The 23,233-nt window shown below is 73.2% G+C and carries 25 protein-coding genes; 8 read left to right on the top strand and 17 right to left on the bottom strand.

All coding sequences use genetic code 11. The features are described 5' to 3' along the window. Nucleotides 1-65 precede the first annotated feature (65 nt). Complete coding sequence (locus tag AB0K00_RS48005; RefSeq protein ID WP_363536618.1) at nt 66-677, bottom strand: MBL fold metallo-hydrolase; 612 nt, start codon at nt 675-677, stop codon at nt 66-68. 89 nt (nt 678-766) lie between these two features. Here AB0K00_RS48005 and AB0K00_RS48000 point away from each other — a divergent pair, with 89 nt between their 5' ends. The 4 genes from AB0K00_RS48000 (at nt 767) to AB0K00_RS47985 (ending at nt 5,019) form a co-directional block, all read left to right on the top strand. Further along, nucleotides 767-3,406, top strand: a complete 2,640-nt coding sequence (locus tag AB0K00_RS48000; protein WP_363536615.1) for a LuxR C-terminal-related transcriptional regulator — start codon at nt 767-769, stop codon at nt 3,404-3,406. A 73-nt stretch (nt 3,407-3,479) separates the two neighbouring features. Beyond that, complete coding sequence (locus AB0K00_RS47995) at nt 3,480-4,157, top strand: hypothetical protein (RefSeq protein WP_363536612.1); 678 nt, start codon at nt 3,480-3,482, stop codon at nt 4,155-4,157. Next, entirely contained in the window at nt 4,154-4,804 is a 651-nt protein-coding gene (locus tag AB0K00_RS47990; RefSeq protein ID WP_363536609.1) for a DUF2306 domain-containing protein, read from the top strand. The genes AB0K00_RS47995 and AB0K00_RS47990 overlap by 4 nt, the downstream gene beginning before the upstream one ends. Then, a complete protein-coding gene (locus tag AB0K00_RS47985) occupies nt 4,801-5,019 on the top strand; it encodes a hypothetical protein (RefSeq protein WP_363536606.1) in 219 nt (72 codons plus the stop codon). The genes AB0K00_RS47990 and AB0K00_RS47985 overlap by 4 nt, the downstream gene beginning before the upstream one ends. Nucleotides 5,020-5,036: 17 nt before the next feature. Here the strand turns inward: AB0K00_RS47985 and AB0K00_RS47980 are convergent, their stop codons facing one another. The 5 genes from AB0K00_RS47980 to AB0K00_RS47960 all read right to left on the bottom strand — a co-directional run bounded on the left by AB0K00_RS47980 (nt 5,037) and on the right by AB0K00_RS47960 (nt 8,181). Further along, complete coding sequence (locus AB0K00_RS47980) at nt 5,037-5,237, bottom strand: ferredoxin (protein ID WP_363536603.1); 201 nt, start codon at nt 5,235-5,237, stop codon at nt 5,037-5,039. After that, a complete protein-coding gene (locus AB0K00_RS47975) occupies nt 5,237-6,496 on the bottom strand; it encodes a cytochrome P450 (protein ID WP_363536600.1) in 1,260 nt (419 codons plus the stop codon). The genes AB0K00_RS47980 and AB0K00_RS47975 overlap by 1 nt, the downstream gene beginning before the upstream one ends. Nucleotides 6,497-6,677: 181 nt before the next feature. Continuing rightward, nucleotides 6,678-7,220 (bottom strand): hypothetical protein, encoded by a 543-nt coding sequence (locus AB0K00_RS47970; RefSeq protein ID WP_363536597.1) that lies wholly within the window; start codon nt 7,218-7,220, stop codon nt 6,678-6,680. Next, entirely contained in the window at nt 7,217-7,690 is a 474-nt protein-coding gene (locus tag AB0K00_RS47965; RefSeq protein ID WP_363536594.1) for a hypothetical protein, read from the bottom strand. The genes AB0K00_RS47970 and AB0K00_RS47965 overlap by 4 nt, the downstream gene beginning before the upstream one ends. Next, nucleotides 7,687-8,181 (bottom strand): DUF4231 domain-containing protein, encoded by a 495-nt coding sequence (locus tag AB0K00_RS47960; protein WP_363536591.1) that lies wholly within the window; start codon nt 8,179-8,181, stop codon nt 7,687-7,689. Before AB0K00_RS47960 ends, AB0K00_RS47965 begins: the two co-directional genes overlap by 4 nt. Nucleotides 8,182-8,519: 338 nt before the next feature. On the opposite strand from AB0K00_RS47960, the gene AB0K00_RS47955 reads away from it, so the two are divergent. After that, entirely contained in the window at nt 8,520-8,981 is a 462-nt protein-coding gene (locus AB0K00_RS47955) for a response regulator (protein WP_363536588.1), read from the top strand. Nucleotides 8,982-9,006: 25 nt separating this feature from the next. Here the strand turns inward: AB0K00_RS47955 and AB0K00_RS47950 are convergent, their stop codons facing one another. The 4 genes from AB0K00_RS47950 to AB0K00_RS47935 form a co-directional block, all read right to left on the bottom strand. Beyond that, entirely contained in the window at nt 9,007-10,284 is a 1,278-nt protein-coding gene (locus AB0K00_RS47950; RefSeq protein ID WP_363536585.1) for a PP2C family protein-serine/threonine phosphatase, read from the bottom strand. Between the two features lie 152 nt (nt 10,285-10,436). Next, nucleotides 10,437-12,725 (bottom strand): EAL domain-containing protein, encoded by a 2,289-nt coding sequence (locus tag AB0K00_RS47945; RefSeq protein WP_363536582.1) that lies wholly within the window; start codon nt 12,723-12,725, stop codon nt 10,437-10,439. 189 nt (nt 12,726-12,914) lie between these two features. Continuing rightward, on the bottom strand, nt 12,915-13,112 hold the full coding sequence (locus AB0K00_RS47940; protein ID WP_363536579.1) for a hypothetical protein: 198 nt from the start codon (nt 13,110-13,112) through the stop codon (nt 12,915-12,917). A 148-nt stretch (nt 13,113-13,260) separates the two neighbouring features. After that, nucleotides 13,261-14,229 carry a winged helix-turn-helix domain-containing protein gene (locus tag AB0K00_RS47935; RefSeq protein WP_363536576.1) on the bottom strand — a complete coding sequence of 323 codons (969 nt, stop codon included), beginning with the start codon at nt 14,227-14,229 and terminating at the stop codon, nt 13,261-13,263. Nucleotides 14,230-14,295: 66 nt separating this feature from the next. Between AB0K00_RS47935 and AB0K00_RS47930 the strand changes: the two genes are divergently transcribed. Beyond that, the gene (locus tag AB0K00_RS47930; protein WP_363536573.1) at nt 14,296-15,498 is read left to right on the top strand and encodes an MFS transporter; all 1,203 of its coding nucleotides are present in this window, start codon (nt 14,296-14,298) and stop codon (nt 15,496-15,498) included. Here AB0K00_RS47930 and AB0K00_RS47925 read toward each other — a convergent pair. Continuing rightward, nucleotides 15,490-15,666 (bottom strand): hypothetical protein, encoded by a 177-nt coding sequence (locus AB0K00_RS47925; RefSeq protein ID WP_363536570.1) that lies wholly within the window; start codon nt 15,664-15,666, stop codon nt 15,490-15,492. The two genes, AB0K00_RS47930 and AB0K00_RS47925, sit on opposite strands and share 9 nt — an antisense overlap. 97 nt (nt 15,667-15,763) lie before the next feature. On the opposite strand from AB0K00_RS47925, the gene AB0K00_RS47920 reads away from it, so the two are divergent. Then, nucleotides 15,764-16,237 (top strand): MarR family transcriptional regulator, encoded by a 474-nt coding sequence (locus AB0K00_RS47920; RefSeq protein WP_363536567.1) that lies wholly within the window; start codon nt 15,764-15,766, stop codon nt 16,235-16,237. A 33-nt stretch (nt 16,238-16,270) separates the two neighbouring features. Here AB0K00_RS47920 and AB0K00_RS47915 read toward each other — a convergent pair whose 3' ends face one another. The 4 genes from AB0K00_RS47915 to AB0K00_RS47900 form a co-directional block, all read right to left on the bottom strand. Beyond that, entirely contained in the window at nt 16,271-16,786 is a 516-nt protein-coding gene (locus tag AB0K00_RS47915; protein WP_363536564.1) for a GtrA family protein, read from the bottom strand. Nucleotides 16,787-16,900: 114 nt separating this feature from the next. Next, nucleotides 16,901-17,560, bottom strand: a complete 660-nt coding sequence (locus AB0K00_RS47910) for a response regulator transcription factor (RefSeq protein WP_363536561.1) — start codon at nt 17,558-17,560, stop codon at nt 16,901-16,903. Then, on the bottom strand, nt 17,557-18,762 hold the full coding sequence (locus AB0K00_RS47905) for a histidine kinase (RefSeq protein WP_363536559.1): 1,206 nt from the start codon (nt 18,760-18,762) through the stop codon (nt 17,557-17,559). The genes AB0K00_RS47910 and AB0K00_RS47905 overlap by 4 nt, the downstream gene beginning before the upstream one ends. Before the next feature lie 32 nt (nt 18,763-18,794). Then, a complete protein-coding gene (locus tag AB0K00_RS47900) occupies nt 18,795-19,718 on the bottom strand; it encodes a hypothetical protein (RefSeq protein WP_363536556.1) in 924 nt (307 codons plus the stop codon). A 146-nt stretch (nt 19,719-19,864) separates the two neighbouring features. On the opposite strand from AB0K00_RS47900, the gene AB0K00_RS47895 reads away from it, so the two are divergent. Then, entirely contained in the window at nt 19,865-20,278 is a 414-nt protein-coding gene (locus AB0K00_RS47895) for a VOC family protein (RefSeq protein ID WP_363536554.1), read from the top strand. Nucleotides 20,279-20,494: 216 nt separating this feature from the next. On the opposite strand, the gene AB0K00_RS47890 is transcribed toward AB0K00_RS47895, so the two are convergent. Together AB0K00_RS47890 and AB0K00_RS47885 are read right to left on the bottom strand one after the other, a co-directional pair. Continuing rightward, entirely contained in the window at nt 20,495-22,786 is a 2,292-nt protein-coding gene (locus tag AB0K00_RS47890) for a catalase (RefSeq protein WP_363536551.1), read from the bottom strand. A 112-nt stretch (nt 22,787-22,898) separates the two neighbouring features. After that, nucleotides 22,899-23,186 carry a DUF4193 family protein gene (locus tag AB0K00_RS47885; protein WP_363536548.1) on the bottom strand — a complete coding sequence of 96 codons (288 nt, stop codon included), beginning with the start codon at nt 23,184-23,186 and terminating at the stop codon, nt 22,899-22,901. Nucleotides 23,187-23,233: the final 47 nt, after the last annotated feature.

The following is a 23,233-nucleotide window of genomic DNA, read 5'->3' as shown; positions in this document are numbered from 1 at the left end:
CCACCGCCGAAAGTCCACGGCCACGCTCATTCATGTCATGGCGCGGGTCCGCCCGGGGGCGGCCGTCAGAGGTCGACCGAGCCGCCCAGCGGGACGCGGGCGTAGTCGGTGCCGGCCGTCTCCGCCAGCCAGCCGTCGAACGACTCGAGGCCGTGGACGCTGAGGTTGACGTCATGGATCGGGAAGGCGCGGGCCGGGCCGATCCGGCGGGCGAACTCGATGACCTCGCCGAGCTTCACCCACGGCCCGGACGCCGGGACGAGCAGGGTGTCGACCGGCTCGGCGGGCACGAACAGCGCGTCGCCCGGGTGGTAGACGCCCTCGACGACGAACCCGACGTTGGGGCAGCCGGGCAGGCCGTCGATGATCTCGGCGTGGACGCCGCCGACGACGCGGACGGTGAACCCGGCCGCGGTGAACGTGTCGCCCACCTCGACGGCGACCGCGCCGAGCTCCCCCGCGAGGGCGGCGTGGGTGTAGACGGTCAGCGCCGGGTCGGCGGCCCTGGCCGCGGCGAGCGCGGCGACGTCGACGTGGTCCGCGTGCTCGTGGGTGACGAGCACGGCGGTGGCGCCGGACAGCGCCGCCGGCTCGGAGTAGACGCCCGGGTCGATCACCAGGGCCCGGTCGCCGTCGTCGAGGCGCACGCAGGCATGGCCGTACTTGGTGAGCCGCATCCGCTCAATCTACCCGCGGGCGCGGTGGACTACCGTGAGGTGCGGCGCACGGCCCCGGCGACGGGTGTGCGTCCTGGAAATGGAGTCCCATGGCGCGTCCGTTGCTTGCGACCAAGCTGTATGTCCCGAAGCTACGACGTGCGCTGGTGACCCGCCCGCGGCTGGGCGATCGGCTGCGGCGCGGGGCGGAGTCGAGGCTGACGCTGGTGTCCGCGCCGGCCGGGTTCGGCAAGACGACGCTGCTCGCCGAGTTCCTGGGCGAGGACCGTTGCGTGGCGTGGCTCTCGCTGGACGCGGCGGACAACGAGCCCGGGTCCTTCTGGACGTACGTGGTGACTGCGCTCCGGACCGCGGTGCCCGGGTTCGGTCCGGGTGTCCTGGAGCTCCTCGACGCGACCCCGGTGCCCATCGAGGTGGTGCTGACCGCGCTGGTGAACGATCTCGCGGCGGTGCCGCACCCGGTGTGGCTGGTGCTGGACGACTACCACCTGGTCGAGCACCGCGAGGTCCGCGACGGGATGGCGTTCCTGCTGGAGCACCTGCCGCCGCACGTCCACGTGGTGCTCAGCACCCGCGCCGACCCTGACCTGCCGCTGTCGCGCTGGCGGGTCCGCGGCGAACTGGTCGAGATCCGGGCCGCCGACCTCCGCTTCACGTCCGGCGAGGTCGCCGCGTACCTCAACGAGGTGGCGGGGCTGGACCTCGCCGCGCCGGACGTCGCGGTGCTGGAGCAGCGCACGGAGGGATGGATCGCCGCGCTGCAGCTCGCCGCGCTGTCCATCCGGGGCCGCGACGACGTGCGGGGCTTCATCGCCCGGTTCGCCGGGAACGACCGGTACATCGTCGACTACCTCGTCGAGGAGGTCCTGCGGAAGCAGCCCGGTCCGGTCCGCGACTTCCTGCTGGACTCCTCCGTGCTGGACCGGCTCAGCGGCCCGCTCTGCGGTGCCGTCACCGGCCACGAAGACGCCGGCGGCATGCTGGTGACCCTGGAGCGCGCCAACCTCTTCCTCGTCCCTCTGGACGACCGGCGCGAGTGGTACCGCTACCACCACCTGTTCGCCGACGTGCTGCGGGCGCGGCTGCTCAGCGAGCGACCCGGGCAGGTGCCGGTGCTGCACCAGCGGGCCAGCGGCTGGTATGAGCGGCACGACCTGGCCGAGGACGCGGTCAGGCACGCACTCGCCGCCGTGGACCACGACCGGGCGGCGCACCTCATGGAGCTGGCGGTGCCCGCGCTGCGCCGGCACCGGCAGGACGCGGTGCTGTTCGGCTGGCTTCAGGCGTTGCCCGACGCCGTCGTGCGGCGCAGCCCGGTGCTGAGTGTCTCCTATGGACACATGCGCCTGACCTTCGGTGACCTCGCCGCGGTCGAGCCCAGGCTCGCCGACGCCGAGCGGGCCCTCGCCGCCGTGCCGGACGGGGCGGCTCCCCCGTGGTCCGACAGCGCGGAGCTGCACACGCTGCCGGCGACCATCGCGGTGTACCGGGCGGCGCTCGCCCAGGCGCACGGCGACGTCCCCGGCACGGCGCGACACGCCCGGCGGGCACTCGACCTGGCCGGGCCCGAGGACCACCTCGCCCGCGGCGCCGCGGCCGGGCTCCTCGGGCTCGCCGCGTGGGCGGCCGGGGACGTGCCGGTGGCCCTGCAGACGTTCACGCAGGCGGTGACGAGCCTGCACGCGGCCGGCAACCTGACCGACGAGCGCAGCGGCACGGTGCTGCTCGCCGACATGCACCTCGCCGCGGGCCGGCCCGGCACCGCCCGCCGGCTCTGCGAACACATGCTGCGGCTGGCGCAGGAGCAGGGCCAACCGGTGCCGCGGGCGACCGCGGACCTGCACGTGGCGCTGAGCGAGCTCGACCACGAGGCCGGGGACCTGCAGGGCGCCAGGCGGCACCTCGAGACCGCCGCGGCGTTCGGTGAGCACGCGTCGACCACCGAGGGCCGGCACCGGTGGTTCGTGGCGATGGCACGCGTCGCCGACGCCGAAGGTGACCCGGAGCAGGCCGGCGCCCTCCTGGACCGGGCCGAGCAGCTGTACATGCGGGGCTTCTTCCCGGACGTGCGGCCGATCCCGGCGGTGCGGGCCCGGATGTGGATCGCGCGAGGCGACCTGGCGCAGGCCGCCGGCTGGGCCCGGGACCGCGGCCTGTCCGCCGCGGACGAGGTCACCTACCTGCGCGAGTTCGACCATCTCACCCTGGTGCGGTTGATCGTCGCGCAGCACCGGGCGGGCGACGGTGCCGGCGTGATCGACCAGGCGCTGGGCCTGCTGGAGCGGGTCGCCGCCGCCGCCGAGTCGTCCGGGCGCGCCGGCAGCCTCGTCGAGGCACGCGTCCTGCAGGCGCTCGCCCATGACGCGCGGGGCGACCGGCCGCACGCCCTCGAGGCGCTCGGCCGGGCGTTCGCCGAGGCGCCCGAGCCGGACGGCTACGCGCGGCTCTTCCTGGACTGCGGCGCGCCCATGGCGGAGCTGCTGCGCGCCGCCGGCGATCCCGGCCGCCGCCTGCTGAACCTCGTGGCGCCCGCGGACGGCCCGTTGAGCGGGCGGGAGCTGCAGGTGCTGCGCCTGCTCGACAGCGAGCTCAGCGGGCCGCAGATCGCCCGCGAGCTGTTCGTGTCGCTCAACACGCTGCGCGCCCACACGAAGCACATCTTCACGAAGCTCGACGTCACCAGCCGCCGGGCGGCGGTCCGCCGCGCCCGCGAACGCGGCCTGCTGTAACCAGCCCCGTAACCAGCCCTGTCACATCATGTGGTGATGCCCGCCGATCGGGCCGGCACCTACCGTCAGCCGCATGACCGTCACCACCTCCGGGCTCACCCGCGCCGCCGGCGTCGCCGCAGTCGTCGCCGGCCTGCTGTTCATCACCGTGCAGATCAAGCACCCCCACCTCGACGTCGACTTCATCACGACGACCGAGTGGAAGGTCCGTCAGAGCATGAAGGTCGTCATGGCCGTGCTGTCGCTCGCCGGCATCACCGGCATGTACCTGTCCCAGGTGCGCCAGGCCGGGGTGCTCGGCCTGCTCGGGTACCTCCTGTTCGGCGCCGGCTACCTCGTCATGCTGGGCGTCGAGGTCGTCGGCCTGGTCGTCCTGCCGTCCATCGCGCACACCTCGCCGGGCTACGTGAGCGACGTCCTCGCCGTTGCCACCGGCGGCCACGCGACCGGCGACGTCGGCCTGATGCAGGCCGTCAACCTGGCCTCCGCGGTCACGTACCTGGGCGGCGGCCTCGTCTTCGGCATCGCGCTGTTCCGCGCCGGCGTCCTGGCCCGGTGGGCCGCGGCGGTCCTCGCCGGCGGCACCCTCGCCACCGTGCTGATCCCGCTGCTGCCGCAGGTCAACCAGCGGCTGTTCGCCGTGCCCACCGGCGTCGCCCTCATCGGCCTCGGCCACTCGCTGTGGCGGGCGCAGCGGACCGCCCTGCCGGGCGTCACCGACCCGCGGCTCGACCCGGTGGCCGCGGCATGAGGACCCGGGCGGGCGGGTGGGTGCCGGTCGCGCTGATCGCCCTCGCCCTGATCCCGGTCATCGCCGGGACCTCCCGGCTGGTCGAACTGGCCGGGGGGCCGCACACGCTCCCGGCGAACCCCCGCATCGCCGCATCGCCGGCGCCCGTGGTCGTGCACATCGTCAGCGCGATCCTGTACGCCATCCTCGGCGCGTTCCAGTTCTCCTCCGCGCTGCGACGGCGCCGGCCGGCCTGGCACCGGGCGGCCGGGCGGGTCCTGGTCGCGCTGGGCCTGGCGGTGGCGGGCTCCGCGCTGTGGATGACGCAGTTCTACGGCTACCAGGAGCACACCGGCGTCCTGCTCTACGTGTTCCGGCTCGCCTTCGGCTCGGGCATGGCCGCCGCCATCGTCCTCGGGTTCGCCGCGATCCGCCGCCGCGACATCACCGGCCACCGGGCCTGGATGACCCGTGCCTACGCCCTCGCGCTCGGCGCCGGCACCCAGGCCTTCACCCAGGGCATCGGGGAGTCACTGTTCGGCGCCGGCACACCGAAGACCGACCTCATGCTCGGCGCGGGCTGGGCCATCAACCTCGCGGTCGCCGAATACGTCATCCGCCGCCGCCCCGCCCGGACCCGCCACAGCCCCGCGCGGGCGACGGCATGAGCGTGCCCGCCGGATACCGCATCCGGGTCGGCGGGCACCTCGACGAGCACTGGGCGGCCTGGTTCGGGGACCGCACCCTGACCCACGAGCGGGACGGCACGACCAGCATCAGCGGCGCCGTCGCGGACCAGGCGGAGCTGCACGGGCTGCTCATGAAGATCCGGGATCTCGGCGTCGTCCTGATCTCCGTGGAGGCCGTCGAGGACCCCGGCTAACCGCCGTCGGACCCTGGCTAGCCGCCGTCGTGGACCTCGATGACGGCCGCCGGGCACCGGGTCGCGGCGTCGTGCACCGCCTCCTGGTGCCGCGCGTCGGGGCGCGCGTTGAGCAGCACCACCACGCCGTCGTCGTCGCGCTGGTCGAACACGTCCGGGGCGACGAGCGCGCAGACCCCGGACCCGATGCACCAGTCCGCGTGCACCTCAACCCGCATCACGCGCCCGCTTCCAGCGCCGGCACGATCTCGTCCCAGGCGGCCGGCACCGCGACCGGGCCGAGCACCGAGCTGTCCACCTTGAACCGGATCTCGTCGAACGGCACCGCGAGCCGCAGCGACGGGATCCGCCGGGGCACGGTGCCGAGGACCGCGGTGAGCTCGAGGCGGGCCAGCTGCTGCCCGACGCACTGGTGCGGGCCGTGGCCGAAGCCGAGGTGCGCGCCGCTGGTCCGGCCGACGTCGAGCCGGTCGCCGTCGGCATACAGGGCGCTGTCGCGGTTGGCGGACTGGATCGCCACGACCACGTAGTCGCCCGCCTTCAGCTGCTGCCCGGCGATCTCGGTGTCCTGGGTGACCTCCCGCAACAGGCCGCCGCCGACGCCGAGGTAGCGGACCATCTCCTCCGCGGCGGCCGTCGCCAGGGACGGGTCGGCGCGCAGCCGCTCCAGCTCCTGCGGGTGCTCCAGCAGCGCGACGATGCTGTGGCTGATGAGGCTGGCGGTGGTGTCGTAGCCGGCGATCAGCAGCGCCGCGGCCATGGAGACGAGCTCGATGTCGGTGAACGGCCGGTCGGTCTGGTCGCTGCGCACGATCATCCGGCTGATGACGTCCTCGCCCGGTTCGGCCCGGCGGGTCACGACCATCATGTACAGGTATTCGAACAGCGGCTGCAGCGCCGACGCGACATCGGTGGCGCTGGACCCGCCGGCGGACAGCGCCTCGGCGGCCCGCTGGAACAGGCCCCGGTCGGCCTCCGGCACGTCGAGGAGCGCGGCGATCACGGCGGTGGTGACGGGCCTGGCGAACTCGGCGTACAGGTCCACCGGCGCACCGGCTGCGGCCAGCGCGTCGAGCCGCTGGTCCACGATCTTCTGCACCAGTGGGCGGAGCTGGTTGATCCGCTTCATGTTCGAGACCTCGGGCGCCATGTGCCGGCGGAACCGCAGATGCTCGGCGCCGTCCATGCGGGGGAACTCGCCCTCGGTGATCGGGGTGTCCCCGCCATACCCGAGCAGGATGTGCGCGGCGACGCCGGGCCGGTTGCTGAACAGCTGCGGGTCCCCGAGGATCTGCCGGACGTCGGCGTAGCGGCTGACGAGCCAGGCGTCCACGCCGGTCGGGCACGCCACCCGGATCACCGGGTTGTCGGCGCGCAGGCCCTCGTACTCCGGCGGCGGCCCGAACGGGCAGTTGCGCTCCCCCGGCAGCGGCAGCGGCGGCAACGCCTCGGTCTGATCCTCGCTGACAGCTGTCACAGAAACCCCCGCCGGTGTGGCACCCGAATGGCAACGCCATCCATCTTCATCGAACCATCGATGAAATGCCACAGGCAAATCGCCTCAGCGTGACCGGAGCCCGCGGCGTTCCGGAACCTCCGGGACCTCCCGCGGCCGGTGCCGGTCGCCCATCGGCCCCGGTGTCGTCACCGCCGGGAGGTCACAGCGTGGTGGGGTCGATGATCCGCACGTGGGGGTCGGTCACGTCGTAGCCGAGCCGGGTCACCATGTCGGCCGTGCCGCCGGGGCCGTCGCCGGTGCCGCCGTCCCAGACCAGCAGGACGCACGGGCGGTCGTCGAGGCTCTTGACCAGGTCGGCCATCCACTGGTTGACCTGGCTGAACCGGTCGTCGCCGACGCCGGCGTCGGCCAGCACCCGCACGTCGCTGTGCTGCATGACCCGGTGGAACCGGTCGCTCCAGTCGGTGTCGGGCAGCGCGACCGACGACGCCTCGAACTCCGCCACCGGCATCGCCAGGCACAGCGTCACCGCCGCGCCGCGGGCGAGCGCGGCCTCGGCGGCGATGAGGTCGGCGCCGCGCGCGCCGCCGCAGACGAGCACCGATCCCGGCCCGACGTGCCAGTCGTCGAGGGCCTGGCCGACCAGCCGGGCGACGTCGCCGGCGGCACGCTGCGGGAACCGCGGGACCGGACGGTCGGGCGTGTCGATGAGATGGCCGCTGGCCAGGACCGTGAGCGTCACCGTTGGATGCCGGGCGGGGCCGTGCCTTCAGCGTTTCTGAGCACCAGTTGCCCCCAATGTCCGTTCTCGGTCCGCAGCACCTCTTCGACGCGCAGCAGTGCTTCCGGGTCGTCCGGTGCCTCGCGCCAGAGGTGTCCGGCGGAGCTTACTCCCTTCCGCGCGTCCGCGTAGGAACGTCGCAGGCTGGAGAAGCCCATGAGCGCACTGTAACCGGCGACCGCGCCCGCGATGGCCGCGATGAGCGCGGCGATCAGGCCGGCCACTCCGCGTGCCGTGGCCGAGTTGGGCCCGGTGAACACCTGCGCACCGGCGCCGACCACGGCGGACAGCACCAGGAGCCCGTTGCGCAGCCGGACACCTTGCTTGTAGGCGTTGCGGAACTCGTCCCGGCGCATTTCGAGGAAGCGCTGCTGCTCCTGGATGCGGTGGGTTTCGTACAACTCCCGGAACTGCGTGTCACGGTCGGTCATGCCAGCTCCTCGCCGTCGTCGATCAGGTCGACCGCCCGCCTGACCAGGCGCACGCGATCCTCGCCGTCGTAGGGCTCGACCCGGGCGAGATAGATGAAGTACAGCGCCCGCAGCCGTTCGGCCTGGACCCGCGCCAGCCGGTAGTCGGCGAGCGCGTGGTCCTCCGCGACGAACTGGGACACACCCGCGAGGGCGACGGCCAGCACCGCCAGCACCGCGGACGGCCACCGCTGGTCCGACAGCACCGCCTGCAGCCCGCCCAGGCCGGTCAGCAACGCCGTGCCCACCAGCATGACGACGCCCTGCAGCCGGTAGCTGTGCTGGCCGCGCAGCGCCTCGAGATCGTATCGCTGGAACCGCTCCTCGACCTGCCGCAGCGCCTCGAAGTCCGCCGCGAGCGCCGGGTAGTCCGCCTTGGCCTCGGGCGGGAGGATCGGCGAGGACACCAGCCGCCGACCGGGTGCCGGGAAACGCCGGAAAAGATCGCGCACGCCGCCTCCGTACCTTTGACATCGTCGTCGTTGAATTTATGAAAGGGCGATGACTGGCCGCAACGGTCAAACCGTTCCCGCTGCCGAGCCGAACGGCGGTGCGGACAGCGAAACAGACGAATTTCCGTGCCGCCGCGCCGAGCACGGCGGTGAAGTAGGCTGCGGCGGCGACCGGCTCCGCGAGCACCCGCACGCCCGCAGTGTAACGCTGCATGACCGGACGGCCACCCCGCGTCATGGACCTGTTCGGTCGGCCGATCGGCCGCGGTGCAGCTACGACCGGCCGCCCCGTTGCCGGCGTCCGGGCCGCCGGGCCGGTGGGCGGTACCCTCAACGCCGTGAACCCTGATCCGCCGCCGCTGCAGGTGCTGATCGTCGAGGACGACCTCGGCGACGTCGCACTGGTCGAGAGCGCATTCGCCGAGCACAGCATCGGCAGCCAACTGCACCACGTCGCCGACGGCGGCGAGGCGCTGGCGTTCCTGCGCCGGGAGGGCCGATTCGCCGCCGCACCCCGCCCCGATCTGATCATGCTGGACCTGAACATGCCGCGGGTCGACGGCCGCCAGGCCCTCACCGAGATCAAGGCCGACGAGGACCTCAAGTCGATCCCGACGATCGTGTTCACCACGTCAGCGGCGGAGAGCGACGTCTACGAGACCTACAGCGCGCACGCCAACGCCTACGTGACGAAGCCGATCAACCTCGACGACTACGACCGTGTCGTCATGCAGATCCGCAACTTCTACGGCCACATCGCCACGCTGCCGCGGCGCTCCTCGGAGGCACCGGCCACCTGACCACCCGCTGGGCCTGCGTTGGACGTCACGGTGTTCCTCGGCGGCGGACGGCCGCGGGCTTGCGCCGGCGCAGGAGATTCCGCAGCGGGGACAAGCGCCGCACCGCTGCGGCGGCCCGATGCGGTTGGGCGGTGGCGCCGGTGTCCGGGTGCCAGCGGACGAGCAGCGCGGTCGCATCGTCCTGCAGTTGCTCGTGCTGGTGGGCCAGGATCGCGTGGATGAGCCGCCGCATCGTCTCCGGTGCGGAAACCTTGTCGGCGAGGGCCCGGCCGATGAACTCCACGAGCCGCTCGACACCGAAGAACTCACCGGTGTCGGTGCGGGCCTCGATGACCCCGTCGGTGTACAGCAGGACCTGGTCGCCTGGCTCCAGCGCCTCCTCCACCACGACGGGCGCCGCGGTCTCCAGGCCGAGGCCGAGCGGCAGATACGTCGGGCCGGGCAGCGTCTTGACGTGCCGGCCGTCGCGCAGCAGCAGCGCCGCCGGGTGCCCGGCGCTGATCAGTCGCAGCACGCCCGTGCTGGTGTCCAGTTCGGCGAAGGTTGCGGTGGCGAACCGGGCCGGAAACTGCGAGGCGATCCACTTGTCGACCGACTTGCAGGTGTCGAGCAGATCGAGGCCGCAGCGGCGGGCGTTGCGGTATGCCGACAGCGCCACCGCGGTCAGCGTGCTGGCGGCCATGCCGTGACCCATGGCATCGAACATCGCAAGGTGCAGGATGTTGCCGTGCACGGCGTAGTCGAACGTGTCGCCGCCCATGTCGTAGCACGGCTCGAGGATGCCGGTGACGGTGACCATGTCGGTGGCGAACGTCAACGGCGGCAGCAGGCTCCACACGATCTCGGCCGCGACCTGCATCGGCTCCCGTCGCCTGGTGTGTTCGATCGCGTCGCCGTAGAGCCGGCGGGCCACGATGAGCTCGGCGAACACCGACGCAAGCGTCGTGTCGTCGGTTCGGCGGCGCCGCCGCGACGACGTCCTCGGCACGAGCTCGAGCACGCCGAGACGCTCCGTGCCGTCGATGAGCGGGAGCCACACACGGGTCGGGTCGCCGTAATGCGCACGCCCGACGGCGAACACCCGCCCGGGCATGGTGCCGTCCACGGCGACCGGGTCGCGTGCCGGCGTGCCCGCTCCGAACATCGGGATCAGGTGGTGCTGGCCGTAGTCGATCAGGTACAGCACGACCGCTTCGGCGGCCAGGTCAGCTGCGATCCGCATCGCCAGCGTCGGCAGGTCCTCCGGGCGGGCATGGTGCCCGGCGGCAAGGAGCCGCCGCAGGGCCCGATACGGATCCGCCACCGCCACCTCCGTCCTGGTCGCTGCCGCTCGCCGCAGCCAGGCCTTCCGGGTCGCGCCGGGCCTTCGGCGGCGTCATGCCAATCTACACACGACACGACGTTCTCCGGGCGACTCCGCACAGACGCCAGCACCTGATCACCCGGGGTGTGTGGTCAGTGGTCTGCGGCTGCCAGGGCCTGCTGGCGGGCCAGCAGGCGGGACACGCCGTCGGCGGTCATCGGCCGGGCGAGGTGGTAGCCCTGGCCGAGGGTGTAGCCGAGCTCGCGGAGCACGGCCGCCTGCTCGGCGCTCTCGACGCCCTCGGCGACGGTGTCCAGGCCGAGGGCATGGGCGAGCTGGATCACCGCACGCGCCACCGCCTGCCGGGCGTCGGCAGCGGCGGGCTGACCGTCGTCGATCTCGATGCCGTCCACGAAGGACTTGTCGAGCTTGACGATGGCGGCGGGGAACGCGCGCAGCAGGCTCAGCGACGACTCGCCGGTGCCGAAGTCGTCCAGCGCCAGGCGGATGCCCATGCGGTCGAGCTCGTAGAGCGTGCGGGAGACCTGCTGGCCGCGCAGCACCGCGGACTCCGTCACCTCGAGCACCAGCCGCTCGCAGGGCAGGCCGCTGCCGGCGAGCGCGGCGGTCACGTCGGACACGAAGTCGGGGTCGTGCAGCTGCCGCCCGGACACGTTGAGGGCCGCCTCGTGCAGCGCGTCCGGCCCGAACTCCGACAGCCACGCGGCCGCCTGGCGGCACGTCTCGCGCAGCACGAACCGGCCCAGCGGCACGATCAGGCCGGTCCGTTCGGCGGCCGGGATGAACTCGGCCGGGCCGACCACGCCGCGGACCGGGTGATGCCAGCGCACCAGCGCCTCGACGCCGACCACCCGCAGGTCCGCGAGGCGCAGGATCGGCTGGTACACCACGCGCAGCTCGTCCTGGTCCAGCGCCCGTCGCAACTCCCCGCCGAGCTGCATGTGCGCCAGCACCGGCTCGCCCATGCCGTCCACGTATCGCACGAAGCTCGCCTTGCCGCCCTGTTTGGCGGTGTACATCGCGACGTCGGCGTCGCGCAGCACCGAGTCGACGGTCGCGCCCGGCCCGGCGGCGGCGATGCCGATGCTGGCCTGCACGAGGAGCCGGTGCTCGCTGATCGGCTGGTTGAGCGCGGCCAGCAGCCGCCCGGCCAGCTCCTCGGCGTCGGCGGACCCGGTGAGCAGCACCGCGAACTCGTCGCCGCCGACCCGCACCGGCAGGCCGTCGTCGCCGACCTCGGCGCGCAGCAGCTGCGCGACCGCGACCAGGAGCCGGTCGCCGACGCCGTGGCCGAGCAGGTCGTTGACGGTCTTGAAGTCGTCGAGGTCGACCAGCAGCACCGACGCGTGTCCCGTCCTGGCCAGGGCGGTGGTGAGGCGGCCGCGGAACAGCGCCCGGTTGGCCAGTCCGGTGAGACCGTCGTGGCTGACCTCGTACTGCAGCCGCTCCTCCTGGACCCGGGTGTTGTGCAGCAGCCGGGTGTTCTCCCGGAACGCGATGTACTGCCGGACCGTGACCAGCGCGGTCACCAGGACGGCCGCGATCAGGACGACGCGCACGGGCCAGTGCAGCGGTGCGCCGAACGCGACCGTGATCAGCGGCACGTCGACGGCCGCCACGGCCAGGTAGGGCAGCAGCACGCCGACGCGGGTCGCGGCCGGGCGGGGCCTGAGATTGGCGCGCCACTGCGCCGCAACGCCCAGCGTGGCCAGCACCGGGGTCAGCGGCATCACGATCGCCTGGGCGGGAACCGCGGCCGCGTAGCCGAACCGCACCGCGAGCACCGCGACGAACCCGGCGGTGACGCCGCCGCTGGCCGCGATGAGCCGGATCGCGACGCGGTCGACCGGGCCGCCCGCGACGTATGACACCTTGGTCGCGGCGCCGACCGCGACCAGGAACGCCAGCCCGACCAGCACCATGGCCTGCCGGCTCCACGGCTCCCGGGCGGACAGCATCGGGGCCAGCCCGGCGTACCACAACACCGCCGCACAGCCGAGAAACGCGATCGTGCGGTCCAGCAGCATGCGCCACCATTCGACGCCGCCGGTCGCGACCACCGGCACCCGGGCCACCGCCCAGATGGCGATCCCGAAGCCGATCGCGACGCAGGCCGCGGCGGGCAGCGGCATGGTGCGCGTGTGCGCCTCGGCGGCGTGGGTGAGCATGTCGACCGCCAGCCAGCCGTAGCCGACCGTGACCATGGCCATCGCGACGAGCATGGCCCGCCAGAACCGCCGGGCGACCGGGTCGAGGTCGCTGCCGCGGAGCATCTGCTGGACGGACGCGACGGCGAGCACCCCGCCGACCGGGACGAACGTGTACGCGAATGCCTCGGTGCCGACACCTGCGGCGAGATACCCCACGCACCAGACGGTGCCGAGGGCGGCGACCCCTGCGGCCGCCCACACATACCGCATGGCGGCGCCATCGACCGCGGGGCCCGCCGCTGATCGAAGCGTTTCCCGCGTCACGGCCCGAGATTATCGTGCCGGTTGTATACCGGATCTCACCCGAACGTTTGAGGTTGGCCGATATGCGCATCGAGTTGCCAACCGGCATGGACGCACCGGTGCGATCTGCGGCGGTAGGTGCTGCCTACGTGGGTTTCACGTGACCGGCGCGCCGTGCCGGGCGCACCGCGGGCAGCCGTGCGGGCCACCCGCCGAGCGTTCGCCGACCCAGCCGTACCGGCGCAGCAGGCTCCACGCAAGATCCCATCGGTGCAGGACGGCGCCGAGACCGCGCACGATCAGTCCACAGCCGTCACATCGCAGGTTGAAGTCGGTCCCATCCGAGCGGTGCATCGCGGTCATCCCGGAGCCCCCCGTCGCGTCGAATCGGCGATCGTCACTGCCACCATCGTCACGCGGTGGCATGGCAAGGATCCCTCGGAAATATGACAGCTGCACGACAACACCGCGCCGGGCCGGGTCAGCCAGGGTCAGCCAGGGTTCAGCCGGCCAGGGCGTCGCCGAGCGGGGTGCGGCGGTACAGCACTGACCGGCCGGACCTGGCGCGTTCGACGAGCCGGGCCCGGTGCAGGACGGCGAGGTGGTCGCCGACCGCGCCGGTGGCCATGCCGAGGGCGCGGGCCAGCTGGCTGGTGCTGGCCGGGTCGGCGAGCGTGACCAGCAGCAGCGCCCGGGACCGGCCGAGCAGCGCCGCCAGCTGCGGCGGCGCCTCGGGCGGGCCGTGCTCCAGCAGGGTGCCGACGCCGCGGGCCGGGTACACGATGGCCTTGGGCCACGGCTCGTCGGCGAACACCGCGATCTCCGGCCAGACGAACACCGACGGGACGAGCAGCAGCCCGGCGCCGTCGAGCCCGGTCTCCCGGCGGGCGCGGACGAGCAGGTCGATGCCGCCGTCGCGCCACCGGACCTTCGGGTGCAGCCCGGCGAGGGCGGCGGCCCAGCCGGCCCGGCCGAGCTCGCCGACGCGGTGCACCACGTCGCGCTCGCACAGCAGGCGCAGCCGCGGCCAGTCGTCGGCGAGCAGCGCCGCCCACGCGGCGGCGAGCAGGTCGGCCAGCCGGTCGACGACGTCGGGCCCGGTCAGCACCGTCCGCGCGGCGCCGGTGATGTCGCGGCGGCGCAGATAGAAGTCGATCTCGGCACGGACCGCGGCCGGTGGTGCGGCGCGCAGGGCGGCGAGGTCGTCCTCGATCGTCTGCCCGAGCGCCTGCGGCGGCGGGGAGAAGAACGTCGCGCCGGACCCCGGCATGTGCAGCGCGAGGACGGCGTCCACGGCCGGGTCGGCGCGCAGCGGCGCGAACCGCGGCCGGAGCCGGGCCAGCCACGCCTCGGGGACGCCCTGGCGGTGCGGGCTGGCGAGGGCGCGGATCAGGTGGTGCAGCTCGAAGACCGGCGAGAGTGCGAACCGGGTCCGCAGCAGGTCCTCGGCCCCCACGACGAACCGCAGCATGGCCCCTACCTTACGCCACAGGGCGTATCATTCGTGCGCTGACGAGCGCGCCCGCAGGCTCGTGGCATGACTGTCGCCGACCGCCCGGCCACCTACCGCGAAGTGTTCGCGGAGCGGTCGTTCCGCGCGCTGTTCGTGGCCCGGACCCTGGCCATCGGCGCCATGTCCCTGCAGATCTTCGCGCTGTCGGTGCTCGTGTACGCGGGCACCGGCTCGCCGCTGCTGAGCGCCCTCGCGTTTGGTGCCGGGTTCCTGCCGCAGGTCGTCGGCGGGCTACTGCTGGGCTCGCTGACCGACCGGCTGCGCCCCCGGCCGCTCATCGTGGCCGGCTATGCCGTGGAGGCGCTGCTGGCCGCCGCGCTCGGCCTGCTCGACCTCCCGGTGGCGGTCAGCCTCACGCTGGTCGCGGTGATCGCCTGTGGTACCCCGGTGTTCGCCGGCGCGGCGGCCCGGGTCATCGCCGAACGGCTGGCCGGCGACGCCTACGTCCTCGGCCGGTCCGTGTCGAACATGTCCTCGTCCGCGGCGCAGCTGCTCGGGCTCGCCGGCGGTGGCGTCGCGGTGGCCGCCGTCGGACCGCGCCCGGCGCTGCTCTTCGCCGCCGGCTGCCACGTGCTCGCCGCCGCCGTCGTCCGGTTCGGCCTGCCGGCCACCGCCCGGCCCGCCGCGCCCGCGCAGGAACGCGCGGGGGCGGTCCGCGACAGCTGGACCGGCGCGGTCGCGCTGCTGTCCGACCGCACCATCCGGCGGCTGCTGCTGGCGCAGTGGCTGCCGTCGGCGTTCGTCGCCGGCGCGGAGGCTCTGCTCGTCGCCTACGGCGCCGGCCGCGGCTTCCCCGCCGGGACCGGGGCCGTGCTGATGGGCGCGCCCGCCGTCGGCATGCTGCTGGGCAACTTCGTCGCCGGCCGTTTCCTGCGGCCGACGCTGCGGGAGCGGGCCGCACCGGCGTTCGTCGTCGTGCTCGGCACGCCACTGATCGCGCTGCTGGCCACGCCGTCGCTGCCGGTCCTCGTGGGCCTGCTGGTGGTGGCGGGCACCGGCTTCGCCTTCGGGCTGGGCCTGCAGCGCGCCTTCCTCGCGGCCGCCCCGCAGGACCGCCGCGGGCAGCTCTTCGCCCTGTTCTCCACTGGCATGATGGCGCTGCAGGGCATCGGACCGGTGGTGCTCGGCGCGGTCGCCGAGCTGAGCACGCCGGCCCTGGCCATCGCCGTGGCGGGTGTGGCCACGGTCCTGGTGGCGCCGTCGCTGCGCCGCCTGCGCTCAGTCTGAGCGCGCTGCCTTCTGCCGCTCGCGCATCTGCTTGTACTGGTTGCGCGCCTCCGGGCTCCAGCCCTGGATGGCGCCCTCCACGGTGGCCGGCCCGAAGATCTGGAAGAAGAAGTTGCCCATCCGGTCCTTCTTCACCTTGGGCCGCCCGTCACGGGAACGCTTGAACATCTGCCCACCTCCCAGCTGTGCGAAATACTTGGTGTACCAACGATTGGTGTACCATGAGTATTGCACGACGCCGACCCGCAGAGGAGCCCCGAGCAACGTGACCCACCCCGCACCGTTGGACGCCCGCGATCCCCTGGCGCTGGACCAGCAGGTGTGTTTCGCCCTGGCGGTGGCCTCGCGCAACGTCATCGCGCTCTACCGGCCCCTGCTGGAGCCGATGGGCCTGACCCACCCGCAATACCTGGTGATGCTGGCGCTGTGGCAATACGCACCGCTGTCGGTCAAGGACCTCAGCCGGCTGCTGCAGCTGGACCCGGGCACCCTGTCGCCGCTGCTGAAGCGCCTGGAGACGGCCGGGCTCGTCAGCCGCCGGCGGTCGGCACAGGACGAGCGGACCCTCGCCGTCACCCTGACCGGGACCGGCCAGGCGCTGCGGGCCGAGGCGGAGAAGATCCCGGCCGCCGTCGTCGCCAGGCTCGGCATGCCGATCGACGAGCTGCTCCAACTGCACGCCGCGCTGACCAGGGTCATCGCGGTGACCCAGGAGATCCAGCCGCACCCGGACGCCTGAGCCGGTCACGGCAGCGCCGGACCGGCGTTTACCTCACACGGTGCTGCTGCTGCGGTCGGCGGCCACGTCCTGCGGCGCCGGCACGGCAGCGGCCGGCCGGTCGCGGAACACCCACCAGCGTGAGGTGGTGTAGGTGAAGACGGCCACCGTGAACGAGGCGGCGAGCCGGGCGACGCGGAAGTCCAGGCCCACCGCCGCCAGTCCGGAGGACACGCCGACGGTCAGCAGGTAGTCGCCGACCGCGACCAGCGCATACCGCAGCACCTGCGGGCCGACCGGCGCGTGCGAACGGAAGTTGATGGTGCGGTTCAGGACGAAGTTGAGCCCGAACGCGCTGAGATACGCGATCGAGACCGCGACCGGCAACGGCAGCGCGGTCGTGTGCCGCAGCAGGACCAGCAGCGCCAGGTCCACGGACAGGGTGAACGCGCCCAGCATCGCGAACCCGACGAGTTCACGCGGCAGGAGCCGGCGCAGCCGCGGCGGCAGCCGGTCCACCCAGCCCGTCAGCAGGTCCCCGGCTCGCTCGGCCACTCGCTTCGACCCCATTGGGCAGATCCTGCCGTACCGGCCCGGCGCCACCGAACCCGCACCCCGGCTACCAGAAGTCGCGACGATGACGCCGGCGGGCCGCAGCGCCGTCCGGTGACCGCACGCGGCGTTTCATGCGGTGGTGTCAGGCGACGGTGGTCGTGACGCCCGGACCGCGAGCATGGCGAGGCGGACCCGGTTGGGGCTGCCGGTCTTCGTCATCAGGCTGGTGACGTGGGTCTTGACCGTGGTGATGCCCAGGTGGAGCTGGTCGGCGATCTCCTGGTTGGTCAGGCCGGCCGCGACGAGCTGGAGCACGTCATGTTCCCGCGGGGTGATCCTCGGCAGCACCGCGGCCGGCTCCGCTTCGCGGGACCGGACCGCCCGGTCGACCAGCCGGCGGAGCACCCCGGGGCTGAACGGGCTGTCGCCCTCGGCGGCGCGGTGGATGCCGGCCAGCAGCTCCGCCGGTGCGGCGTCCTTGACGAGGAAGCCGCAGGCGCCGGCGGCGAGGGCCGGATACAGGTGGTCGTCGTCGTCGAACGTGGTGACGACGACGACCCGGCAGGTGGGGTGGGCGGCCCGGATCCGCGCGGTCGCGGTGGTGCCGTCCATGCCGGGCATCCGCAGGTCCATCATCACGACGTCGGGGTGCAGCTCGCCGGCGAGGCGGACGGCGTCGCGGCCGTTGTCGGCCTCGGCGACGACCTCGATGTCCACATCGGACTCGCACAGCATCCGCAGCCCGGCCCGGACGAGCTGCTGGTCGTCGACGAGGAGCACCCGGATCACGACGGCCACCCGGTCAGGTCACGGCCGGCGGACGTCGCCGGCGGCGGCAGCACCGCCCGTATCCGCCAGCCGCCGCCCCCCGCCGCGATCGGGGCGGCCTCGAAGGTGCCGCCGATGACGTCGACGCGTTCGCGCAGGCCGATGATGCCGTGACCCGTGCCAGATGCGCCGCCGTCATCGCTGCCACGACCGTCGTCGGTGATCTCGCACTCCAGGACCGGTCCCCGCATCGTCAGGCACACCCGGGCATGCGCCTCCGGACCGGCGTGGCGGGCCACGTTGGTCAGCCCCTCCTGGACGAGCCGCAGCACCGCCAGGCACCGGATCGCGTCCAATGTGGACACGGCAGGATCGACGGCGGTCTCCACGGTCACGCCGCCGCGGCGGGCGCGGTCCACGGCCGCGTCGATCCCGGCCGGCAACGCGGCCGGTTCGATCGACATGACGGCCGCCTCCCCGACCGGCGCGTGCGGGTCGCGCAGCAGGATCAGCAGCCGGCGCAGGTCCGCGAGGGCGGCGCTGCCGGTGGCGTGCACGTCGTCGAGGACCGCGCCGGTGCGAGGGTCGGCGCCGGCGATCACGTGCCGGGCGACGCCGACCCGCAGCACGATCGAGGCGACGTGGTGGGCGAGCACGTCGTGCAGCTCCCGCGCGATCGCGGTGCGCTCGTCGGCGCGGGCGGCCCGGGTGTCCGCGTGCCGGCGCTGCGCCTGCGCCGCCGCCCGCTCCTCGGCCTGCCGGGCGAGCTCGCGCGCCGAGCGCATGTTCGCACCGAACAGGACCGGCACGCCGACCAGCATGACGACGTTGTAGAGCACGCCGACCGTCTCGCCGGGCAGCAGCCGCCAGTCGTCGGCCACGTGCACCAGGCCCAGGGCGGCGACGGCGGTGCCGAGACGGCGGCCCGGCACCCGCAGCGCCAGCTCGAGCACCGCCCAGCTGGCACCGACCGCGGGCACGACCGGCTCGACCGGCGAGCCGGCGTCCGCAACTGCGAGGACGGCCGCCAGCGCGAGGGCGCCGGCGAACGGCCACCGGACACAGCCGACCGTCAGCAGCAGGGCCGCCGCGTCGGTCGCCCATGAGATCCAGGTGCGCGGCTCGGCCGGGTCACGCAGCAGCACGAGGTACCCGACACCGCAGAGCGCGAGCAGCACGAGGCGCTGGACGGCGTACCGCTCGTCGAACAGCCGGGTGAGCACCGCCTCACCATATGACCTGCCCGCCCGGCGGCTCATCGGTGCCCTGGCGTGCGCAGCACCGACACGGCGCCCACGCACGCGGCCACGACCAGCAGGCCGAGCGCGGCCCAGGTCGCCGGATCCGGGTGCAGCAGCGGCTGCCCGCGCAGCGCCTGCCAGGTGAGCACGGCGACCAGCCCGACGTACGCGGCCGCGCCCACCAGCACCAGGCGCGCCCGCCGGACCGGGTCGAGCCGGATCCCGCGGCCGGCGAGGGCGGCCATGAGCATCGCCAGCAGCGGCAGTGCCTGCAGCCCGTGCATGCCGACGAAGTGCGCGATCCGCAGGTCGCCGCCGGTCAGGCTCCAGCCGGTGAGCGGCATGCCCGGTCCCCCGTCGGGCACGCCGACGCTGTGGGCGCCGACGACCGTCTCGACGTCGGCCGCCTCCTGCTCCGGGGTCGGCCTGAGCATCAGCAGCCCGACCGCCATGCCGCCGAGGGCGACGACGACGCCGAGCCGGACCGCCCACCGGCTCGCCTGGTCCCCGATCGGGGCGAAGAACAGGACCACGGCCAGCACCAGGGTCGCGACCCACAGCACGCCGATCGTGATGCCCATCCACATCCACAGCGTGTCGTCCAGGTCGGTCGCCACGTTGTAGTGACTCAGATGGCCCCTGGCCGCCTGGAACACGATGATGCCGACCTCGGCGAGACCGGCCACCGCGACCGCGGTGCCGGCCGCGTCGGCGATCCGGCGGCCCCGCGTCACCAGCGACAGCATCCACGCGAGGGTCAGCGCGTAGACGGTGAACGAGATGCCGAACTTCAGCGGCTTGAGCCACACCGACACGCCGAGCAGGCGGCGGTCGTCCACCAGCAGGCCGGCGAGAGAAACCAGGACGAGCAGCACCATGACGGCCGCGAGGACCAGCAGCGGTCGATGCCAGCGCAGCACCGGACGGAAAGTCATCATGCCGTCGACGATGCCGACCGCCGCGGGCCCGCACCTCCTGCCCGGCGCCGCACCTGCGGCCGATGGGTGGTGGCGCGTCTCCGACCAAAGGAGGACCTCGGCACCATCCCGATAGCCCGCGGCCGGGACGGGGTATGCAGGCAGACGTGACCGAATATCCGCAGCTGCTGCACACCGTCCTGGACACCACCGATGCCCGTGGACTCGCCGAGTTCTACCGGCAGCTGCTGGGGCTTCGGTACCGGCCGGGCGACGAACCCCCGCACGACGGCCCTGACGACGGCACGGACTGGCTCGTCCTCGTCGACGCCGGCGGTGCGCGGCGGCTCGCGTTCCAGCAGGTCGACCGGCTGGAACCGACGACCTGGCCCGAGCACGACGTGCCGATGCAGCTGCACCTGGACTTCACCGTCTCCGGGGTCGAGGAGCTGCACCGGCAGCGGCAGCGCGCCGAGTCGCTCGGGGCCCGGCTGGCCCTGGACCGGACCGCCGACCCCGACGAGCCGCTCTACGTCTTCCGGGACCCGTCCGGCCACCCGTTCTGCATCTTCGTGGCCTGATCAGGGCGGTGGCGGGGGCGGCGCGGTGTCCCGGAACTCGTCCAGCAGCCGGGCCCGCTCGGGCGCATACTCCCGGCTGGCGAAACGGCTCAGCCGCTCCCACATGACGCGCTCCTGCTCGACGGTGCCGGGCAGCGCCAGCCCGTCAGTGCGCGCCGGTGGCCGGCAGGTAGGCCGCCCCGCACGCCGGGCGCGCGGGACGGCCTGATGTGCCGGTCAGGCGACGGGCGCGGGGAACCGTTCCCAGACCCGGTGTGCGCCCATCAGCTGCAGCAGTTCGGTGAAGACGTCCGCCGCGGCGTCGCCCGCGAGCACGCCCGGCGAACCGGCGACACCGGCCGCGGTGAGGACGGCCGCGCCGTCGCCCCACGCGCCGATCGCCTTGGCGTGCCGCCAGCACTCCTCGACCATCAGCAGCACCCGCGGGTCCACGGCGCCCGCCTTCGCGTCGCCGGCCTTCGCGTCGCCGGCCTTCGCATCGCGAGCCTTCGCGTCGCGGGCTGGGGTCGCGTCCGGGGCCGGCACGGGGGCTCCGGCGAGCAGCAGCGCGTCGAACTCGACCGATCGCGCCGTGGCGAACGTCCGCTGCACCGGCAGGCCGCCGACGAGGCCGCCGTGCGGGGCGATCAGCAGCGGCACCATGCCCGCGGCGAACACCGTCTCGCGCAGGGCGGCGAGGCCGTCGAGGTCGCTGTCGGGGTCGACGACGATGCCGACGGTCCGGCCGTCGGCGGGCCACTCCCCACCGACCTGCGACAGGGCGGGGCTCGGTGTGACGTCCACCAACGGCACGGTCGGCTCGGGGGCCGGCAGGCCCAGCCCCGCGGCGACCTGCGCGCACAGCACCGGGTCGATGTTCGCCAGGGACAGCAGCTGTCGCTCCTTGATCGGCTGCTCGTAGCACTTGGCGAGCTCGAAGGTGTAGGAGCGGACGATGTGCTCCCGCTCCACCGGCGACATGCTCAGCCAGAACAGGCGGACCTGGCTGTAATGGTCGTCGAAGGAGGCTGGGCTGGCACGGACCTTGCTCGCCTCGGCGACCGTCACCGGGACGTCGAGGAACGCCTGCTCGGCATCCGTGGCGACCGAGGGGTTACCGCCGTCGAGGGAGTTCGGCCGGTACGGCGCGACGCCCGCATGAACCGCCTGCTGGTGGAACCCGTCGCGGAGCATGTCGTTGACGGCGGCGTGCGGACGGTTGACGGGAATCTGCGAGAAGTTCGGCCCCGCGAGGCGGGTGAGCTGCGTGTCCAAGTAGGAGAACAGCCGCGCCTGCAGCAGGGGGTCGTTGGTGACGTCGATGCCCGGCGGCAGGTTGCCGAGGTGGTAGGCGACCTGCTCGACCTCCGCGAAGAAGTTCGTCGGGTTCCGGTTCAGCGTCATCTTCCCGATCGCCTGCACCGGCGCCAGTTCCTCGGGCACCAGTTTCGTCGGGTCGAGCAGGTCGATGCCCTCGAACGTCTCGTCCGGGGTGTCCGGGAGCACCTGGATGCCCAGCTCCCACACCGGATGGGCGCCGGCTTCGATCGCGTCGTACAGGTCGCGGCGGTGGAAGTCAGGGTCCATGCCGCTGAGCAGCTGCGCCTCCTCCCAGACCAGGGAGTGCACGCCGAGCTTGGGCTTCCAGTGGAACTTCGCCAGGACCGTCTCCCCCGCCTCGTTGACCAGGCGGAAGGTGTGGACGCCGAAGCCCTCCATCATCCGGAACGAACGCGGGATGCCCCGGTCGGACATGTTCCACATGGTGTGGTGCTGCGCCTCGGTGTGCAGCGACACGAAGTCCCAGAACGTGTCGTGGGCGCTCTGCGCCTGCGGGATCTCCCGGTCCGGGTGCGGCTTGCCGGCGTGGATGATGTCGGGGAACTTGATCCCGTCCTGGATGAAGAAGACCGGCATGTTGTTGCCGACCAGGTCGAAGGTGCCCTCGTCGGTGTAGAACTTCGTCGCGAAGCCACGCGTGTCGCGGACGGTGTCGGCCGACCCGCGCGAACCCAGGACGGTGGAGAACCGGACGAAGACGTCGGTCTGCTTGCCCTTCTTGAGGAAGCCCGCCCGGGTCACGCCGTCGGCCGTGCCGTACCCCTCGAACACCCCGTGCGCCCCAGCACCGCGGGCGTGCACGACCCGCTCCGGGATGCGCTCGTGGTCGAAGTGCATGATCTTCTCGCGGAGGTGGTGGTCCTGCAGCAGGATCGGCCCGCGCGGCCCGGCCTTCAGTGAGTGATCCGTGTCGCGGAGCCTGGCCCCCTGCGACGTCGTGAGGTAGGCGCCCTGTTGCCCGAGCTCGGTGGCGGGCCGGCCGGTCTTCGCGCCGGTCGGGGTCCGCGTCTCGGGACTGCCCTGCTCCTGCTTCGGCGGCAACGGCGCGTGCGGCGCCGTCGGCTCCTCGACGGTCGGGGTGCCGCTGCCCGGCTTACCCGGGACATCCGGGGTCAGCAGATCGACCACCTTCTCGGCGGCGGATTCCACGGCATTCTTAATGGCCTTGCCGGGCTTGTTGCTGCCCATCTGACGGCACCTCCATGAACGGGAACATGCAGGTCTTCCGCAGTACCCGAGGCATGGTCAGGCAAACGAACGCCTCTGGTCGGCCCGCTGATACGGCGGGCGCGCCGTCGGCTCAGGAGCAGTCGCGGCAGACCTGCGCCCCGGAGGGGTCAGCGAGGCGACTGCGATGGTGGACCAGGAAGCACCGCCCGCACCGGAATTCGTCGGCGCGCATGGGGACGACGGGGACGGAGAGCTCCTCGTCGACGAAGTCGAGCCCTGAGGACTCGATGGCCTCGGCGGTGTCGTCGACGTCCGCGGTGCCGGCCTTGCTCGTGCTGCGCCGCAGCGCGAGCGCGTCCAGGCCGTCGTCGGTCTCGTCGGTCGGGGTCGGCCGTGGTGCGTCGTAGTCGACGGCCATCAGACGCCGGTCCCTCGTTGGTTGTGACGCATGCCTTGCTCCCTTCG

It is taken from the genome of Dactylosporangium sp. NPDC049525 (assembly GCF_040676755.1).
Classification (GTDB): domain Bacteria; phylum Actinomycetota; class Actinomycetes; order Mycobacteriales; family Micromonosporaceae; genus Dactylosporangium.
This window is presented reverse-complemented; position numbering and strand designations above follow the sequence as displayed.

Bases quoted from the DNA above. Each gene is read 5' to 3' on its own strand.
- AB0K00_RS47885 (WP_363536548.1), bottom strand. From the start codon at position 23,186: ATGGCCGTCGACTACGACGCACCACGGCCGACCCCGACCGACGAGACC.
- AB0K00_RS47965 (WP_363536594.1), bottom strand. From the start codon at position 7,690: ATGACCGACCGTGACACGCAGTTCCGGGAGTTGTACGAAACCCACCGC.
- AB0K00_RS47935 (WP_363536576.1), bottom strand. From the start codon at position 14,229: ATGCTGCGGTTCGTCGTGGGGGCCGAGGACCTGCTGCGGACCCGGTTC.
- AB0K00_RS47890 (WP_363536551.1), bottom strand. From the start codon at position 22,786: ATGGGCAGCAACAAGCCCGGCAAGGCCATTAAGAATGCCGTGGAATCC.
- AB0K00_RS47915 (WP_363536564.1), bottom strand. From the start codon at position 16,786: ATGGGGTCGAAGCGAGTGGCCGAGCGAGCCGGGGACCTGCTGACGGGC.
- AB0K00_RS48005 (WP_363536618.1), bottom strand. From the start codon at position 677: ATGCGGCTCACCAAGTACGGCCATGCCTGCGTGCGCCTCGACGACGGC.
- AB0K00_RS48000 (WP_363536615.1), top strand. From the start codon at position 767: ATGGCGCGTCCGTTGCTTGCGACCAAGCTGTATGTCCCGAAGCTACGA.
- AB0K00_RS47980 (WP_363536603.1), bottom strand. From the start codon at position 5,237: ATGCGGGTTGAGGTGCACGCGGACTGGTGCATCGGGTCCGGGGTCTGC.
- AB0K00_RS47900 (WP_363536556.1), bottom strand. From the start codon at position 19,718: ATGATGACTTTCCGTCCGGTGCTGCGCTGGCATCGACCGCTGCTGGTC.
- AB0K00_RS47995 (WP_363536612.1), top strand. From the start codon at position 3,480: ATGACCGTCACCACCTCCGGGCTCACCCGCGCCGCCGGCGTCGCCGCA.
- AB0K00_RS47925 (WP_363536570.1), bottom strand. From the start codon at position 15,666: ATGTTCAAGCGTTCCCGTGACGGGCGGCCCAAGGTGAAGAAGGACCGG.
- AB0K00_RS47985 (WP_363536606.1), top strand. From the start codon at position 4,801: ATGAGCGTGCCCGCCGGATACCGCATCCGGGTCGGCGGGCACCTCGAC.
- AB0K00_RS47945 (WP_363536582.1), bottom strand. From the start codon at position 12,725: ATGCGGTATGTGTGGGCGGCCGCAGGGGTCGCCGCCCTCGGCACCGTC.
- AB0K00_RS47940 (WP_363536579.1), bottom strand. From the start codon at position 13,112: ATGCACCGCTCGGATGGGACCGACTTCAACCTGCGATGTGACGGCTGT.
- AB0K00_RS47930 (WP_363536573.1), top strand. From the start codon at position 14,296: ATGACTGTCGCCGACCGCCCGGCCACCTACCGCGAAGTGTTCGCGGAG.
- AB0K00_RS47990 (WP_363536609.1), top strand. From the start codon at position 4,154: ATGAGGACCCGGGCGGGCGGGTGGGTGCCGGTCGCGCTGATCGCCCTC.